Raw genomic sequence first — 15,904 nt, 5'->3', positions numbered from 1 at the left:
TCTATCTAAGATGGGGCAATAGAAAATCCCTTGCAGCATCGATTTATTGCAGTGTTACGAAGGACCGTGACAGTCTTTATTGCTTAATGTCGAGTTCGATTTCGTCCATTAAACCGAACGAAAAGTCAGCACCGCTTTTAACCCCCCCATGGTGCTAGTCGATAGGGTTAGCGTGCCGCGATAACTGTGCGCCATTTCACTGACAATATTCAACCCAAGCCCCGATCCAGAGGTTGTTTCGTCCAAGCGCACGCCACGTTGTACCGCTTTAGCCAGATCTTGCTCAGCAATACCTGGGCCATCGTCTTCAATGTGGATTTCTACCCAGCCTTCTTCTCGATTTTTTGCGTGAACTCGAACCAAAGAAGCTGCCCATTTGTAGCTATTTTCCAGTAGGTTGCCGAGCATCTCGTCGAGATCGGTTGGGTCAACGGCAACCTCTAGATCAGAATCCAACTCATTAACTAACGTGATTTCACGCTGTGCGTAAATTTTGTCAAATGCCATAGAAATAGCATCTACCCGTTCGCTTGGATTGGCTTTTACCGCAAGAATATTCATTGAGCCAGCCATGCGCGCGCGGCCTAGATGGTAGTCAATCTGCTTTTGTAACTGTTCAATCGGTGTTCTGAGTTTCTGCTGTTGTGCGAAATCAAGATGATCGATCTCATTGCGCAGTACAGAAATCGGCGTTTTTAAAGCGTGAGAGAGATTGCCTGCATGATTACGTGCACGTTCAAGCAATTCTTGATAGTGGAATAACAGTGCATTCAAATCATTGACTAACGGAAAGACTTCTTTTGGGTACTCGTCACTGAGACTGGCTTGTTGACCTTTGCGCAATGCGGCCAGCTCTTTTTGCATTTTCCCTAACGGCCGTAATGACCAACTGACTTGCAAGCCAATCAGCACCAATACACCACTGAAGAGCAGACCTAGTATCATCCACAATTGGCTAATTACGCTGTTTAAAGTGTCTTGTAATGGCGCTTCATCAAGACCGATGGTAATGGTGATAGGAGAAGGGAAATCTGGTAAGTAGATGATTTGTTCAATGACGATCAGTTTTTCATCTCTTGCGCCTTTGACGATGCTTTTCAAGCCATGTTTTTCGCTGATAAGGCGCTTATCCCACAATGAGCGAGAACGAAGCGATTGATCATGGCTTGAGGCCGTCCAATAAAGGCCGCTGTAGGGTTGGCTAAAACGAGGGTCTGAAAGGCGCGACGACAGCACTAGATTCCCTTGCGGTGTTGCTTCCAAGTTCGCTGTGATTTCATCCATCGCTAAGCGTAGCTGACCTTGCACATCATTGACTAGGTAGTCTTTGATCAGTGTGGGAATGCCAATTCCCGCCGCTAAAATCATGGTACCTAACCAAAACGTTGCCGCGAGTAGTAAACGACTTTTTAAACTGAGGCGCTTTAAGGCCGAGGTTTTATTTTGCATTAAGCTGGTATCCCAGTCCTCTCACGGTTTTGATAATGTTGTTATTGATTTTTTTACGGATGCGGCCAATAAACACTTCGATGGTGTTGGAGTCTCTATCGAAATCTTGTTTGTAGATGTGTTCCACCAGTTCAGTCCGTGAAATGACTTTGTCGGCATTGTGCATGAAGTAGGCAACCACTTTGTATTCCAGTGCCGTCAAGCTCACAGCTTGACCTTGCCACATCACTTTAGAGGTTCGAGTATCAAGGCTTAAGTCACCGATTTGCATCACAGGGGAAGCGTTACCTGATGCTCGGCGCAGTTGTGCGCGGATACGAGCGGTTAATTCCACCATCTCAAATGGTTTGGTGAGGTAATCATCCGCTCCTGCATTTAAGCCCTCGACTCGTTGAGTCAAACCGTCTCTTGCACTGAGGATCACAATAGGCGTATTAATGTTTTCATCTCGAATGCCTTTCAATACGGTGAGCCCATCGAGCTTGGGTAAACCGAGGTCGAGCACAATCACATCCCACTCTTCTGATGTGGCGCGATAGAGTGCATCAATGCCATCTTGTGATAATTCAGGCACCCAGCCGGTCTGTTCAAGCGCTTCTACAATTTGTTCCCCAAGACGAGGATCGTCTTCGACTACCAATATTTTCATGGTTATTCTCTATTTTTTGATGATGTCGCGCAGGTTTCTGCCACGAATAGCCATTAGTTCTAATGTGCTTGCATTATATTCTACGCGGATAACTCGGTTGTCATGCATCAGTTTTAATTCGTAGACCCATTCACCATCATCTTCATCTAACTCTACTTTGATAACTCGACCATTGAGTTCTTTATCTATCGTGGCATAAAGCTCAGACAATGGATGAATTAAACCTTTTTGAACTGCCGCGTAGACCTCGTCTTGATCCTCATCAATCTCTACCTTGGTTCCTGGCTTATAAGTGTCTTGAACCCAATCGTGTACATCACTGCTCGCAGCTAAAGTGGGTAAAGATAATGATGAGAGCAGCAGTAAGTGTGCGAAAGCTTTACCCTTTTTGAACAACATGTTGCGCCCCCCTGTAATAAGATGAACAGAGTATAAATGACCTTACATGAATAGAAAGTGAATCATCGGTTTTGTAGCTCATCTTCAAAGATCTTATCGCGCATTTTCCAAAATCGTCCCACTTTTCGCGCAATGACAAATTGTGGTGGACGAAAACGGTGTTGATGAGCCACCACTTTGCTTGGTGAAGATTGATCAAAAGGGCGATGCTTATCGGCTAGGTGTGGTCGCACAAATTGGTCGTGGAACACCTGTTTCTGTTTCTTGGTGGTTAGTGGCCAAAATTCGTGGACTTGCGCATCGTTCTCACCACGATAGGTAACGCGCAGTTGCGCTTTTCCACTTGCATCTTTATGTACATTCAAATCCATTTCGATACATTCAAAAACCAATGCATCTTTGAGGTTGAGTGCCTCTTTGAGCTTTTTATCAGGGTCAACCAGTGTTGCGTCACATTCATGGCAGATACGTGCGGCGATATCGTTGTCAGCCCCACACTCACCGCAATATTTTGCTCTAAAACGGTAACCACAGTGTTCTCGTTCGCCACTTTCTTCGTCTGTAAAATAGCCTTGGCAACGTCGACCATAGTGTTCAAGCAAAAAACCAGCGGCATCGAGTTTACCCCAAAAGTTGTTATTAAAACCGCAGGCCGGACAGGGAATGGTAATAATTTCACTGTTGGGATCGGGCTTTGGCTCACCGACTTCTGGTTGATAAAGATCATAGTTATTGCCCGCATAATCCAATACCAAACATTCGGTTTTTCCTGCGGATAAGCGTAGCCCACGTCCGACAATTTGCTGATATAAACTGATGGACTCGGTGGGGCGTAAAATCGCAATCAGGTCAACATGCGGAGCATCAAAACCTGTGGTTAATACCGACACGTTAACTAAGAATTTGATTTGGCGTTGTTTAAACTGCTTGATGATGGTGTCGCGTTCAGGGGTCGGCGTGTCACCAATGACGATGGCAGTTTCGTTGTTGGGCAGTAATTGCACAATTTCTTGAGCGTGGCGAACGGTGGCTGCAAAGATCATTACTCCCTGTTTTTGCTGTGCTAGTTGGATGATTTGTTGAACAATCTGTGGTGTGGCACGTTTCGATTGCTCAATCACCATGTCGAGTTCGGCTTCTTTGTAGCGCCCGGTATTGGCGGGTTTTAGCTGCGAAAAATCGTAACTGAGCACGGGGGCATCAACCATTCGCGCTGGCGTTAAAAAAGCTTCATCAAGCAGATAACGGATCGGTAGCTCAAAAATACAGTCACGGAAGAAGCGAGGCTCCTCACTGCGCACTTGGCCACGAGTATGGTATTGATAAATCCAGCCCATGCCTAAACGATAAGGCGTAGCGGTTAACCCCAACACTTTAATCCCTGGGTTGAGCTCGCTTAAATGGGTGATCACCTTTTGATAGCTACTACTTTTCTCATCCGGTACGCGGTGGCATTCATCAATCACCAGTAATGAAAATTGATTTTTAAAGGCATCTAAATTGCGCACCACGGATTGTACCGAAGCGAAGACGACCTGTTGATCGGTCTCTTTTCGTCCTAAACCTGCCGCAAATACCGCGCCTTGCAAACCGTAGCCCTCATATTTGGCATGGTTTTGCTCTACCAGTTCTTTCACGTGCGCTAGTACTAAGACTCGTCCTTTGGCAAGCCTTGCCAGCTCAGCAATAACCAAACTTTTTCCTGCCCCCGTCGGTAGTACAATTACGGCGGGCGTAGTGTGATGACGAAAATAGTGGATCACGGCTTTGACCGAGTCCGATTGATAAGGACGAAGTGTGTACATAACTCGCGTTTTCTCTTGTTGAACGCTGGATAAAAACAGTGAAATAGATCAACTATTTCATTTTAGCTGCGTATAATACCTGACTTGATTTAGATGAGGTAATCATGCGGTTAGATAAATTTTTGTGTGATGCGTTAGGTGCGACACGTAAAGAAGCCACCAAGATCATCAAAAGTGGTGATGTCACAGTAAATGGTAAGACGCAGAAAAGTGGTTCATTGCAGGTGACACAGGAGTGTGAGGTGGAGTGGCAAGGCCGTGAGTTAATCTTGCATGGCCCGCGCTATATCATGTTACACAAACCCACTGGCTACGTTTGCTCACATGAAGACGGCTTCAATCATACGGCATTTATTTTGCTCGATGAAGTGAATGTTCAAGACTTGCATTTTGCAGGACGTTTGGATGTCGATACCACAGGTTTGGTTCTGATCACCGATGACGGTCAATGGTCTCATCGCATTACCTCGCCAAAACACAAATGCGACAAAACCTACCGTGTCTGGCTTGCAGACCCTATTGAAGCGAATTATGTCGAACAATTCTTAACGGGTATTGAACTGCGTAATGAGCGTGAGCCAACCTTGCCTGCGCAATTGGAAGTCGTCGGTGAGAATGAATGTTTACTGACCATTCATGAAGGCAAATACCATCAAGTTAAACGCATGTTTGCTGCTTTAGGCAATAAAGTGGTTGGCCTTCACCGTGAGCGCATTGGTCATATTGTGCTAGATGAGGCACTAGAGCCCGGTGAATACCGTTATTTGACTGACCAAGAAGTGGCTTCTATTGGGGCTTGAACGGCCTAGCTTTACTGCAACTTCATTCCTTATTTATCTGGAGAACTATGACTTCATCTCAACCTGTTACAGCGAATAATACGCCGCACATTAGTTTTTTACTCTTCTTAGTATTAGGCGCGATTGGCGCATTAACGCCGCTGGCGATTGATATGTATCTGCCAGCCATGCCAGCGATTGCTAAAGATCTCGGTGTGAGTGCTGGAGCGGTACAAATGACGCTGACTGCTTATACCGCTGGTTTTGCGATAGGCCAACTATTGCATGGCCCGCTGGCCGACAGTTATGGCCGTCGCCCAGTGTTGCTGATCGGCGTATTACTGTTTGGTATTGCTGCCACTGTGAGTGCGACTACGCAGGGTATTGAAGCGTTAACGTATGTTCGCGCTGCGCAAGGTTTTGCTGGAGCAGCGGCGGCTGTGGTTATCCAAGCGGTGGTGCGTGATATGTTTGATCGCGAAGATTTTGCCCGCGCCATGTCTTTTGTCACCTTAGTGATGACCGTTGCCCCGTTAGCTGCGCCGATGATTGGCGGACACTTGGCCATTTGGTTTGGTTGGCGTTCGATATTTTGGGTGTTAGCTATTTTTGCCGCGGTGGTGATTGCTCTCGTGGTTTGGAAAATTCCAGAAACACTCAGTGCAGAAAATCGTCAACCACTACGCTTTCGAAATACCATTCGCAACTATGTGCAGTTAAGCCGTAACCCAGTCGCGATGGGGCTTGTTTTTTCTGGTGCTTTCTCGTTCGCTGGTATGTTTGCCTTTTTGACCGCAGGCTCTTTTGTCTATATTGATATTTATGGAGTCGATCCTGATCAATTTGGTTACCTGTTTGGCCTCAATATCGTCGCGATGATTATCATGACCAGCTTGAATGGTCGAATGGTGAAACGAGTCGGTTCCCACGCCATGCTACGCTTTGGTTTGTTGATTCAGCTGTGCGCAGGTATCGGGCTATTTATCGCGTGGTTACTCAACCTTGGTTTATGGGGTATTGTGCCTTTTGTGGTGCTTTTTATTGGTACATTGTCAACGATAGGCAGTAATTCAATGGGATTATTGTTAAGTGGTTATCCGAAAATGGCGGGTACCGCTTCTTCACTGGCTGGAACGTTGCGTTTTGGCACAGGCTCAGTGGTTGCAGCGATTGTCGCGATGATGCCTAGTGATGTTGAGTGGCCGATGATTGTGGTCATGACGGCGTGCTCGGTACTTTCATCTCTTTTTTATTGGACATTAGGAAGAAAGGCGTAATGTCAGATTATTACCTCGAAATTCAACGTGTAGTGAATACAGCGCTGCAAGAGTTAACAGCAGAACACCAAGCGAATAAGCTGGTGAATGCGCCTTTAGCTAATAATCATTTTTTGGTGCATTGGGTGAGTAAGGCATTGAAAGCACAACGATTCCATCGCTGTGTGGTGGATGATTTAAATCGTTGGCAGAAAGCTGGACGTTCGAAAGGCAACCAATCTGAATTACTGTTTATCTTCAAACGCATCTCAGCATTTTACGGTAAGTTTTTTGCGCAAGACGCGGATAACATCATTACCGATAAGAAAATTGACGCGTTTTTGGAATTCATGGAAGCGGCTCACTGGGAAGTGACAACATGTGATCCATTGGTGAATGAAGGCAAATTACAGCTTTTTACCGATGGGCAAAACTCATTGGCTTTGTGCGCAAATCAGTGTGAATCATGCTTTGATGGTGAACTGCTCGTGAAGCCGATGAACTGGTTTGTGCGGGGCCATCATGCTGATTTCGTCGAAAAAGCCAGCAGTGCTGGCTTTATGGTGCACAAACGTACCGATTATAAGTCGAATGTGAAATATCATGGTGAGTATTTGATATACCCAAGTAACCATGGCGTGCAATTGGCTGAAATTCCATTAGGCTTTCCTATTGATTAGTATGGAATTGAAACCCAATAAGTTGCAGAGCTAGCGATTTCGCTAGCTCTTTTTTTGTGCCTTTTTGACGATGGCTTTGACCATGCCATTAAAAATAAAAAGGTGGGCAGGCATCATCGCGAACCAGTAAAGTAACCCTAAGAATCCTTTGGGGTGCCACCATGCGGTCACATTGAGTTCTCGCGTTTCGCCTAGATCTTTAATGGTAAATTCCAATCGCCCTAATCCTGGGCCTTTCATCCCAAAAAGAAGAGACAAAAACTGTTGAGGTTGGCAGCGGATCACTTTCCACGAATCAATAAAATCGCCAACTTGCAGTTCCGGGCCACAAGGGGAGCGGCGCACAGGTTTGCCACCACCGAATAAAAGATCGAGCCATTCGCGTGTACGCCATAGTGCATTGGCAAAAAAATAGCCTTCTTGGCGGCTTCCTATGGTTCGGATAACATTCCATAAAGCCTCAGCAGAAGCGCTGGTCTGAATCGTTGCTCCTGCTTGTTTAGGATAGTAGCCAAAACCGGGTTGCCAACGCTGTAGAGCACTTGGATCAAATCCCCACACTTGCGAGCGTGTAAATTCCCCTTCATGCTCGATTATTTTGGTGACAACGTCACGATATGAGATCAGTCTTTGAGGATAGCGTGCTTCAATGGCTTGTGAGTCGGCAATGTAATCATGATCTAAACCGGCAAGTAGTGCTCTGCCAATATTGGAGGGGACGGAGGTGACAAGACCTAGCCAGTAAGAAGCCATTTTGGGGGTTAATAGTGGGGTAGACCATAACCGAAATGGTTTCTGTGTTGCCTGACAAATAATGGCAAATTGTTCGCGGTAGGAGAGGGTGTCAGGCCCACCGACTTCAAACAATTGGTGTGCAACGGGCTGCTCATTAGCTAATTCAAGTAGATAATGATTGAGGTTTTCCAGCGCTATCGGATTTGCTTTGGAATCAACCCATTTGGGTGTGATGAGCATCGGTAAGTTGTAAACAAAATCACGCATGATTTCAAATGCGGCTGATCCCGGTCCAAGAATGACACCGGCTCTTAACTCGGTCACTGGTACAGGACTTTTCCTAAGTAGATCGCCTGTCATTTTCCGTGCTTTGAGGTGCTCTGAGTTTCCGGTTTGTGGCTGAATCGCACTTAAGTAGATCAGGTGTTTGACCTGGCTAACCTCAAGGGCTTGTTTAACGTTTTCCGCTAACGACAATTCATAGTCGACGAAATCATGTCCTTGCGCCATACCGTGCACTAAAAAATAAACCAGTTCAAATTGTGGGATAAGCGCAAGTGTCGCCTCTTTATCGGTAAGGTCTAAATAACGCAAGGTAAGGTTGGGATGAAATATGGCACGTGAGGTTAAGTAGTCAATGTGCCTAGCTGCGGCCGTTACTTGAAAACCTTGCGCTAATAGCAAAGGTAGCAGTTGTGAGCCGACATAGCCTGATGCGCCGAGTACTAACACTTTTTTCATGACGGTCCCTTCAAATAAGATGGTTAGATTATGCTCACAGACGTATAATAGCGACTTCATTTTTCCTGTGCTATCAATGTGTTGAATTTGAGGTGATCGGTTGTCTGTTTTTTCGCAAATCGTGTTACATACAAGAGGCGATTTTTTCCGTCGCTTAATGGCTATCGCTCTGCCGATCACCTTGCAAAGTATTATGTTTTCTAGCCGCGGTCTAGTGGATGTTTTGATGCTAGGGCAATTAGGTGAGGCTGAAATTGCTGCGGTAGGCGTTGCCGCTAGAGCAACTTTTGTCACCACCATCATGCTAGTGGGCGTGACAACCGGAGGCGCACTGTTAACAGCTCAGTATTGGGGCGCAGGAAACAAACAGGGCGTGCGAGAAAGTACCGCACTTACGTGGTTAGTCGCTAACCTATTTGCTCTCATGACGGTGGCACTATTTTTACTGTTTCCAAGTCAAATCATGGCACTAACCACGGATTCCGAGACCGTTAATGCGCTAGGTAGCCAATATTTGGTTATTACCTCACTCAGTATGTTTGCTGTAGCTTGCGTCAGTAGTACGGCAGTAGGGTTGCGAGCGATGCATAAACCAGGGCTCAGCACGTTTTTTAGCGGTATTGGTATTGTTTCAAACGTGTTTTTAAACTGGGTGCTGATTTTCGGCAAATTGGGTTTTCCCGCAATGGGAATTGAAGGTGCGGCGATTGCTACCGTGCTAAGTGGTTTTATTGAAGTCGCGTGTTTATACGGTTACCTCTATGCTAAGAAACATCTGTTAGCGTTTGGAATTGACGATATCCGAGCCATCATTGAATGGCCTACCATTTCTCGTTTTTTGAAGCTTTCGTTGCCAACCACCTTTAATTTCCTTGCATGGGCAGGCGGTTTATTTGTCTACCATGCCATCATGGGGCAAAGTGGTGTGCAAGGCTTAGCGGCGTTATCGGTGATGACGCCAGTAGAATCGATTTCATTGAGTTTACTGATTGGGATGTCGAATGCGGCTGCGGTTTTAGTCGGTAACCAACTTGGCGCTAAGCAGTACGATGCCGTTTATTATCAAGCCTTGGGCTTAACTATCATCAGCCTTCTTGTGGGCGTGGTTGTCGCTGCTGCTTTGTATGTAGTGCAGATCCCTATCCTGAACTCTTTCACCGCCTTGACGGATGAAACCCGTGCTTTATCTGAAGAGTTTATCGTGATACTGAGCCTTGGCATCATTTTACGTTCCATTCCAATGACGGTGATTGTTGGCGTGTTGCGAGCTGGCGGTGACGTAAAGTTTTGTCTTTATCAAGATTTAGTCGCGCAGTGGCTGATCGGTATTCCGTTAGCCGCATTTTGTGCGATTGTGCTTGGTGCTAAGCCTGAAGCCATCTATTTATTGTTTCTCGTTGAAGAGTTGATTAAATGGGGCGGTTCTCTTTATCGAATGAAAAGCAAGAAGTGGATGCGAAATTTGATTGAAAATTAGACACAACGCAGTTAGGTGTTGCAATTTGATGCACACAATGTGATCCGGTATCCAAAATACTTTCTACTGCAGGAGAATTAGTGTAGATTCACAATCCAATTTTAGTCGATTGCGAGCGATTTAATGTTACAGCTGACCAACCTGTGTAAAGGCTATCTAGATGGCAATGAATTTCATCCAGTGCTACAGGGGGCAGAGTTAACATTAAACCGAGGCGACCAAATCGCATTAATGGGTGAAAGTGGTTCGGGTAAGAGTACATTACTCAACCTCATTGCCGGATTAGATATTGTCGATTCTGGCGAAATTTGGTTTCCAAGTTTTGCCATGCATGACACGTCAGAAAATAAGCGTACCGCTTATCGCCGAAATAACATTGGTCATATCTTTCAGCAGTTTAATCTTCTTCCCACCCTCAATGTTGCGGATAACATTCGCTTTTGTCGTCAGTTGAAAGGAATGCCGGAAGACCAAGGTTTACTGCGTCAAATTCTTTCTTCACTTGATTTAATGCCGTTGCTAGGCCGATACCCTGAAGAGGTTTCTGGTGGGCAGCAGCAGCGTGCTGCGATCGCGCGCTCCTTGTACATGGAGCCTAAAATTTTATTAGCAGATGAACCAACCGGTAGTCTTGATGAGCGTAATGCCGAGGCGGTGATGCGTTTATTGACGACCTTAACTCGCCAGTTGGATTGCACGTTATTATTGGTGACGCACAGTGAAAAAGTCGCGCAGCATATGGATGGTCGCGTACGTTTACAAGGAGGGTTGTTGCATGTTATGGCCCGTAGTTAAGGCGCTACTTGGTCATTATCGGCGTTATCCTTTACAAATCATTCTAGTATGGCTGGGTTTAACGCTTGGCGTTTCATTATTGGTGGGAGTGACGGCCATCAACCAGCATGCTCGTCAAAGTTATGAACATGGCGAAAAGCTGTTTTCTAATCCATTACCTTATCGTATTCGTTCCAAGCATATTGCCAATAAAATCCCCCAAGGTTTCTATATTCAGTTGCGCCGTGATGGATTTTCTCAGTGCGCTCCTTTTGAAAACCATCGTTTGACGACAAAAAATGGCACGGATATTTCGCTGATTGGGCTTGATCCCGTCGCGATGTTGCCAACCAATAGCGGTCTTCCTTTATCGGAATTTTCGACATTATCATTGATGAATCCGCCGTATCCTATTTTGGTGAGTGTTGATCTCGCTCGTCTCCAAGGTTGGCAAACGGGTGATTTTATCGTGCTTGATGATGAATCAAAGTTAGGTCCTATTCAGATCGATCAACAAGATCTCATCAACGGCACGCGTGTTATTGCGGATCTATCCTTGGTGCGAATGCTCAAGAAAAGTTCGGGCTTATCTGTTATTGCTTGTGGTGATATGCCGCCAGAGAAACTGAAAAGACTAAAAGATAATTTACCTAATGGTTTGACGCTAGTCCGTAGTTCTCGCACTGAGCTGGAATCACTCACGCGTGCTTTTCATCTCAATCTCAATGCAATGGGTATGTTGGCATTTTTGGTCGGGCTATTTATATTCTACCAAGCCATGTCTTTATCTTTAATCCAGCGCCAACCTTTGGTCGGGTTATTACGGCAAGCGGGCGTTTCTGGCTGGCAGCTTACCCAAGCATTGGTGATTGAGTTGTTTGGCATGGTCCTGCTTAGCTGGATATGCGGTAACGGATTGGGGTTATTATTGGCCAATCAACTTATTCCAGCGGTTTCAGCCAGTTTGGGTGACTTGTACGATGCTAATGTCGGTTTATCGATTAGCTGGAATTGGCAGTGGAGTAGTTACAGTTTAGCCATGGCGTTGATTGGTGCATTTGCGGCGTGCGCTTGGCCCCTCGTCCGGTTGCTAAAATCGCAGCCTATTCGTCTTTCGGCTCGTCTCTCTTTGCTTCGATTTGCTGGCACAGAATTTCGCCTGCAAGCCCTTGTTGCTTGCGCATTGACTGTCGCGGCGATTGCCGTGTATCAAGTTCCACAAACGCAACTTTCTGGTTTTGCAATTATTGCGTTGATGTTACTCAGTGTTGCGCTGTTTACGCCTTATCTTATTTGGACGCTGTTCAACAGTTTTTCCTACTCACTCGCTTGGGTAAAAGCGCGTTGGTTCTTTGCCGATGCAGCCGCCAGTATGAGCTATCGCGGTGTCGCCACTATGGCATTTATGATTGCTATGGCGGCGAATATTGGCATTGAAACCATGGTCGGTAGCTTTCGCGATACTACTGAAAAATGGTTAAACCAACGTTTAGCGGCCGATATTTATGTCTATCCTACCAACAGTTCGGCATCAAGAATGAGTAGTTGGTTGAAAGCGCAGCCTGAGGTCAATGATGTTTGGTGGCGTTGGGAAAAAGATTTCGCCACCGACAAAGGTGCATTGCAAGTGGTCAGCACAGGTATCTCCGATGGTGAGTTAGACTCGTTGACGGTTAAACTCGCTGTTCCTAACTATTGGTATGATTTACACCATTCAAAGAGTTTGATGATCAGTGAATCCATGGCGCTTAAATTAGGCATTAAGCCTGGTGATTTTATTGACCTTTCTGAGCCTTTGGGTCAAAAGTGGCAAGTCGTGGGGGTGTACTACGATTATGGTAACCCTTACCACCAGGTCTTATTATCACACCAAAATTGGTTATTTGCGTTTGCCAGTACGGGAAATGTGGCGCTAGGAGTGGTTTTGCATGAAGGTGTGAATGACCAAGGATTAAAGAAGCGACTAGAATCGGTATTTAGGTTGGGCCCTGAGCGGATTTTTGATAACAGTCACATTCATACTCAAGCGATGCGGGTGTTTGACCGAACCTTTGCCATCGCCGATACGCTCGGGCGTATTACTTTGTTGATTGCCGTGTGTGGTATTTTCTTTGCTACGTTAGCCGGAGAGGTTTCCCGCCAGCGGCATGTTTCGCTACTGCGTTGTTTGGGTGTTTCTGGTAAAGAGCTGGTGGTGATTGGCAGCTTGCAGTTGTGTGTTTTTGGGGCGATAGCGCTCGTGATTGCAATGCCGTTAGGGCTTGCACTTGCTCGTCTTGTGGTGGACATCGTGATTAAACAATCCTTTGGTTGGACAATCCAACTGCAGTTGATCCCCGGGGAGTATTTGAAAACGGCAGCATGGGCGATGGTGACCTTGATGTGCGCAGGTGCAATCCCGGTTATTCGTTTGGTTAGAAGGCCACCGATTAGCTCATTTAGAGACGCGTTATAAATGATGAAACGATACCTCGTACTTTTGTGCTCTTTGTTGATTGCTGTATTGTTCGGCCTCTATTCGTGGCACCAGTATTGGCAGGCACAGCAAACGATTTCAGAATATGCTGTTTCTGAAACAGCTTCTAAGCAAATGGATACATCATCAATATCGAAAGAGCACCCGTTCGAGCTCGTGCTTCCTAATCGCCCGGTACGACTTCCTCAAGATTTCAATTTTCATCAAGGTTTTGAACATGAGTGGTGGCATTACTTTGCGAATGTCAGTGATGAACATGGGCAGCAATATGGGATCCAGTGGAGTTATTTTCGTCTCGCTAATGAAGCTCGAGATGCCAATGGATGGCTTAGTCCTCAGCTTTATCTTGCTTATGTGGTGATCTCTTCAAAGAATGAAGTCTGGCGTGAACAGCGGATTGCGCGGGGCGGAATTGGTCAAGCCGGCTTAGAATTAAAGCCGTTTAAAATGTGGATTGATAATTGGAACTGGCGCGCACCGGGGACGACTCCATTTCCTGGAGTATTAGATGTAGCGACGGACACGTTTTCACTCTCATTAAAAAATAATCTTTCCGGGCCATTTGTATTACCTGGTCAGCAGGGATACCAAAAAAAGCATGATTCACTTTCTTTAGCCTCATATAGTCTCCAAGCACCGTTTTTGCAGGTCAAAGGTGTGCTCAACTTAGGTGTTAACTCTCAACCCATTCAAGTCACAGGTAATGCATGGCTGAGCAAGGAGTGGGGTAATAATCTGCTGCCTAACGCTAAACAGGGATGGGATAAGTTGTTCGTTAAACTCGATAGCAAAACAACCTTATTGGTTAATCGCTATCGTTATTTTCAGCAAGAGCCCTATTTGTTTGGGGCAATTGTGAAAGATTCGGGCACCACGATCGCACTATCTGCTGATGAAATTGATTTAGTTCCTGTCGTTTCTGCCGCGTCGGAGAATGAGCGTGACATCCCGTTACAATGGGTGGTAAACATCCCTAAATATAATATTCATCTGGTGACGAAAGCGGTGAATCGCGATCTGTGGTCGCCCTTTCTGATCCCTTATTGGGAAGGCCCAATTATCACCGATGGTAGTCATAAGGTGACGGGTTTCATGCAACTAACGAGCAACTAAGTTCAAATATTTGCGGAATCTAAAGGTCAAGTTGTTCTTGGCCTTTTGTGTTTTTGTGAACCTTTTTTATTTTGTTGTAAAATTGTTATGCATGAAAACTAATCAACAATGGGAAAATAGTGAAAACCAAGGAATATACGTTGTATTGTTATGCTTGACTCGGAAATTCCGATTCTTAATATCTGAACAAGCGATTTTTACTTCTATCAGCTACTGTATAAACTCTGTCATATTCATTTGTTAATGGTTTATTAACATGCATAACTATAAGGACGATATCATGAGTGATGTGATTCGCGACTTTTTCAAGATGGAATCAGCAGGTGGTATTTTGCTGGTTATTGCTGCTGCAATTGCAATGATGATTGCTAACTCACCGCTAAATGATGTTTACCAATCTTTTTTACATTCCTACGTGTTTGGAATGTCAGTGTCGCATTGGATCAATGATGGCTTAATGGCCGTATTCTTTTTGTTGATTGGTTTAGAAGTCAAACGTGAATTGTTGGAAGGTGCTCTTAAATCCAAAGAAACGGCTATTTTCCCAGCCATTGCTGCCGTCGGCGGCATGCTTGCTCCAGCATTAATTTACGTGCTGTTTACGGCTGGTGATGCACAAGCGATTCAAGGTTGGGCGATCCCAGCGGCCACTGATATTGCGTTTGCGCTAGGTATTATGGCGCTATTGGGTAAACGTGTTCCAATCAGCTTAAAAGTGTTCTTGCTGGCGCTTGCGATTATTGATGACTTAGGGGTTGTGGTCATTATTGCGCTATTTTATAGCGGTGATCTTTCTACCATTGCGTTAACCGTCGGTTTCTTAATGACTGGTGTGCTTTTTATACTAAACAACAAGCATGTTACCAAAATCAGCCTTTACTTAATTGTCGGTGCGATTTTATGGTTTGCCGTACTTAAATCTGGTGTTCATGCAACCTTGGCTGGTGTAGTGATTGGTTTTGCTATTCCGCTGAAAGGTGATAAAGGCGAATATTCTCCGCTAAAGCATCTTGAGCATGCGCTACACCCGTATGTCGCTTTTGGTATTCTGCCATTGTTCGCATTTGCCAATGCCGGGATTTCACTGGAAGGGATCTCCGTATCTAGCCTCACGTCAATGTTGCCTTTGGGCGTGGCTCTTGGCCTATTTATTGGTAAGCCATTGGGTATTTTTACCTTCAGTTGGGCTGCGGTGAAACTCGGTGTCGCTAAATTGCCTGAAGGGATCAATTTCAAGCATATTTTTGCCGTGTCAGTGCTATGTGGTATTGGCTTTACAATGTCGATTTTTATCTCGTCATTGGCTTTTGGACCGACCAATGCTGAATTTGATACGTTTGCACGGCTCGGTATATTAATGGGCTCGACCACTGCCGCGATTGTAGGCTATATATTGCTTCGTTTATCTTTGCCAAAAAACGCATAAGAATATAATCAGCCCTCCGTAATACGAGGGCTGATTCATTTTATAAACTAACCATTTGATTTATCAATATTCTTAATCAATAGAAAATTTAAGTTTTTATCGATTTATTGAAAATTATTGCCAGCGTAATTATTTTTTGATATTT

13 protein-coding genes are annotated in these 15,904 nt (G+C 45.2%); 8 read left to right on the top strand and 5 right to left on the bottom strand.

Going from position 1 to position 15,904, the window contains the following annotated elements:
- Positions 1-108: 108 nt before the first annotated feature.
- From AACT18_RS06300 to AACT18_RS06285, 4 genes are all read right to left on the bottom strand, one after another.
- A complete protein-coding gene (locus AACT18_RS06300; protein ID WP_094124785.1) occupies positions 109-1,449 on the bottom strand; it encodes an ATP-binding protein in 1,341 nt (446 codons plus the stop codon).
- Entirely contained in the window at positions 1,439-2,098 is a 660-nt protein-coding gene (locus AACT18_RS06295; RefSeq protein WP_010318384.1) for a response regulator transcription factor, read from the bottom strand. Before AACT18_RS06295 ends, AACT18_RS06300 begins: the two co-directional genes overlap by 11 nt.
- A gap of 9 nt (positions 2,099-2,107) precedes the next feature.
- Complete coding sequence (locus AACT18_RS06290) at positions 2,108-2,497, bottom strand: PepSY domain-containing protein (protein ID WP_026028016.1); 390 nt, start codon at positions 2,495-2,497, stop codon at positions 2,108-2,110.
- A gap of 62 nt (positions 2,498-2,559) precedes the next feature.
- On the bottom strand, positions 2,560-4,302 hold the full coding sequence (locus AACT18_RS06285; protein WP_013857019.1) for a DEAD/DEAH box helicase: 1,743 nt from the start codon (positions 4,300-4,302) through the stop codon (positions 2,560-2,562).
- Between the two features lie 104 nt (positions 4,303-4,406).
- On the opposite strand from AACT18_RS06285, the gene rsuA reads away from it, so the two are divergent.
- From rsuA to AACT18_RS06270, 3 genes are read left to right on the top strand one after another with little or no spacing between them, the layout of a single operon-like run.
- The gene (gene rsuA, locus AACT18_RS06280; RefSeq protein ID WP_013857018.1) at positions 4,407-5,102 is read left to right on the top strand and encodes a 16S rRNA pseudouridine(516) synthase RsuA; all 696 of its coding nucleotides are present in this window, start codon (positions 4,407-4,409) and stop codon (positions 5,100-5,102) included.
- 47 nt (positions 5,103-5,149) lie between these two features.
- On the top strand, positions 5,150-6,358 hold the full coding sequence (locus tag AACT18_RS06275) for a Bcr/CflA family multidrug efflux MFS transporter (protein ID WP_013857017.1): 1,209 nt from the start codon (positions 5,150-5,152) through the stop codon (positions 6,356-6,358).
- On the top strand, positions 6,358-7,017 hold the full coding sequence (locus tag AACT18_RS06270) for a DUF2913 family protein (RefSeq protein WP_094124784.1): 660 nt from the start codon (positions 6,358-6,360) through the stop codon (positions 7,015-7,017). Before AACT18_RS06275 ends, AACT18_RS06270 begins: the two co-directional genes overlap by 1 nt.
- A 42-nt stretch (positions 7,018-7,059) precedes the next feature.
- Here the strand turns inward: AACT18_RS06270 and AACT18_RS06265 are convergent, their stop codons facing one another.
- Complete coding sequence (locus tag AACT18_RS06265) at positions 7,060-8,553, bottom strand: DUF2867 domain-containing protein (RefSeq protein ID WP_094124783.1); 1,494 nt, start codon at positions 8,551-8,553, stop codon at positions 7,060-7,062.
- Positions 8,554-8,593: 40 nt separating this feature from the next.
- On the opposite strand from AACT18_RS06265, the gene AACT18_RS06260 reads away from it, so the two are divergent.
- From AACT18_RS06260 to nhaA, 5 genes are all read left to right on the top strand, one after another.
- Positions 8,594-9,970, top strand: coding sequence for an MATE family efflux transporter (locus AACT18_RS06260; protein WP_094124782.1), 1,377 nt, complete (start codon positions 8,594-8,596; stop codon positions 9,968-9,970).
- A 123-nt stretch (positions 9,971-10,093) separates the two neighbouring features.
- Positions 10,094-10,765: an ABC transporter ATP-binding protein gene (locus tag AACT18_RS06255; protein ID WP_094124781.1), complete on the top strand. Its 672-nt coding sequence runs from the start codon at positions 10,094-10,096 to the stop codon at positions 10,763-10,765.
- Entirely contained in the window at positions 10,746-13,199 is a 2,454-nt protein-coding gene (locus AACT18_RS06250) for an FtsX-like permease family protein (RefSeq protein WP_094124780.1), read from the top strand. Before AACT18_RS06255 ends, AACT18_RS06250 begins: the two co-directional genes overlap by 20 nt.
- Complete coding sequence (locus tag AACT18_RS06245; RefSeq protein ID WP_094143666.1) at positions 13,200-14,333, top strand: lipocalin-like domain-containing protein; 1,134 nt, start codon at positions 13,200-13,202, stop codon at positions 14,331-14,333.
- A 280-nt stretch (positions 14,334-14,613) separates the two neighbouring features.
- Positions 14,614-15,759: a Na+/H+ antiporter NhaA gene (gene nhaA, locus AACT18_RS06240; protein WP_026027720.1), complete on the top strand. Its 1,146-nt coding sequence runs from the start codon at positions 14,614-14,616 to the stop codon at positions 15,757-15,759.
- Positions 15,760-15,904: the final 145 nt, after the last annotated feature.

The sequence above is a fragment of the Vibrio sp. V04_P4A5T148 genome (assembly GCF_963875605.1).
In the GTDB taxonomy this organism is placed as follows: Bacteria; Pseudomonadota; Gammaproteobacteria; order Enterobacterales; family Vibrionaceae; genus Vibrio; species Vibrio anguillarum.
This window is presented reverse-complemented; position numbering and strand designations above follow the sequence as displayed.

What these genes read in the sequence shown, in the direction of transcription:
- AACT18_RS06300 (WP_094124785.1), bottom strand. Translation starts at nt 1,449, where the DNA reads ATGCAAAATAAAACCTCGGCCTTAAAGCGCCTCAGTTTAAAAAGTCGT.
- AACT18_RS06295 (WP_010318384.1), bottom strand. Translation starts at nt 2,098, where the DNA reads ATGAAAATATTGGTAGTCGAAGACGATCCTCGTCTTGGGGAACAAATT.
- AACT18_RS06290 (WP_026028016.1), bottom strand. Translation starts at nt 2,497, where the DNA reads ATGTTGTTCAAAAAGGGTAAAGCTTTCGCACACTTACTGCTGCTCTCA.
- AACT18_RS06285 (WP_013857019.1), bottom strand. Translation starts at nt 4,302, where the DNA reads ATGTACACACTTCGTCCTTATCAATCGGACTCGGTCAAAGCCGTGATC.
- rsuA (WP_013857018.1), top strand. Translation starts at nt 4,407, where the DNA reads ATGCGGTTAGATAAATTTTTGTGTGATGCGTTAGGTGCGACACGTAAA.
- AACT18_RS06275 (WP_013857017.1), top strand. Translation starts at nt 5,150, where the DNA reads ATGACTTCATCTCAACCTGTTACAGCGAATAATACGCCGCACATTAGT.
- AACT18_RS06270 (WP_094124784.1), top strand. Translation starts at nt 6,358, where the DNA reads ATGTCAGATTATTACCTCGAAATTCAACGTGTAGTGAATACAGCGCTG.
- AACT18_RS06265 (WP_094124783.1), bottom strand. Translation starts at nt 8,553, where the DNA reads ATGAAGTCGCTATTATACGTCTGTGAGCATAATCTAACCATCTTATTT.
- AACT18_RS06255 (WP_094124781.1), top strand. Translation starts at nt 10,094, where the DNA reads ATGTTACAGCTGACCAACCTGTGTAAAGGCTATCTAGATGGCAATGAA.
- AACT18_RS06250 (WP_094124780.1), top strand. Translation starts at nt 10,746, where the DNA reads ATGTTATGGCCCGTAGTTAAGGCGCTACTTGGTCATTATCGGCGTTAT.
- AACT18_RS06245 (WP_094143666.1), top strand. Translation starts at nt 13,200, where the DNA reads ATGATGAAACGATACCTCGTACTTTTGTGCTCTTTGTTGATTGCTGTA.
- nhaA (WP_026027720.1), top strand. Translation starts at nt 14,614, where the DNA reads ATGAGTGATGTGATTCGCGACTTTTTCAAGATGGAATCAGCAGGTGGT.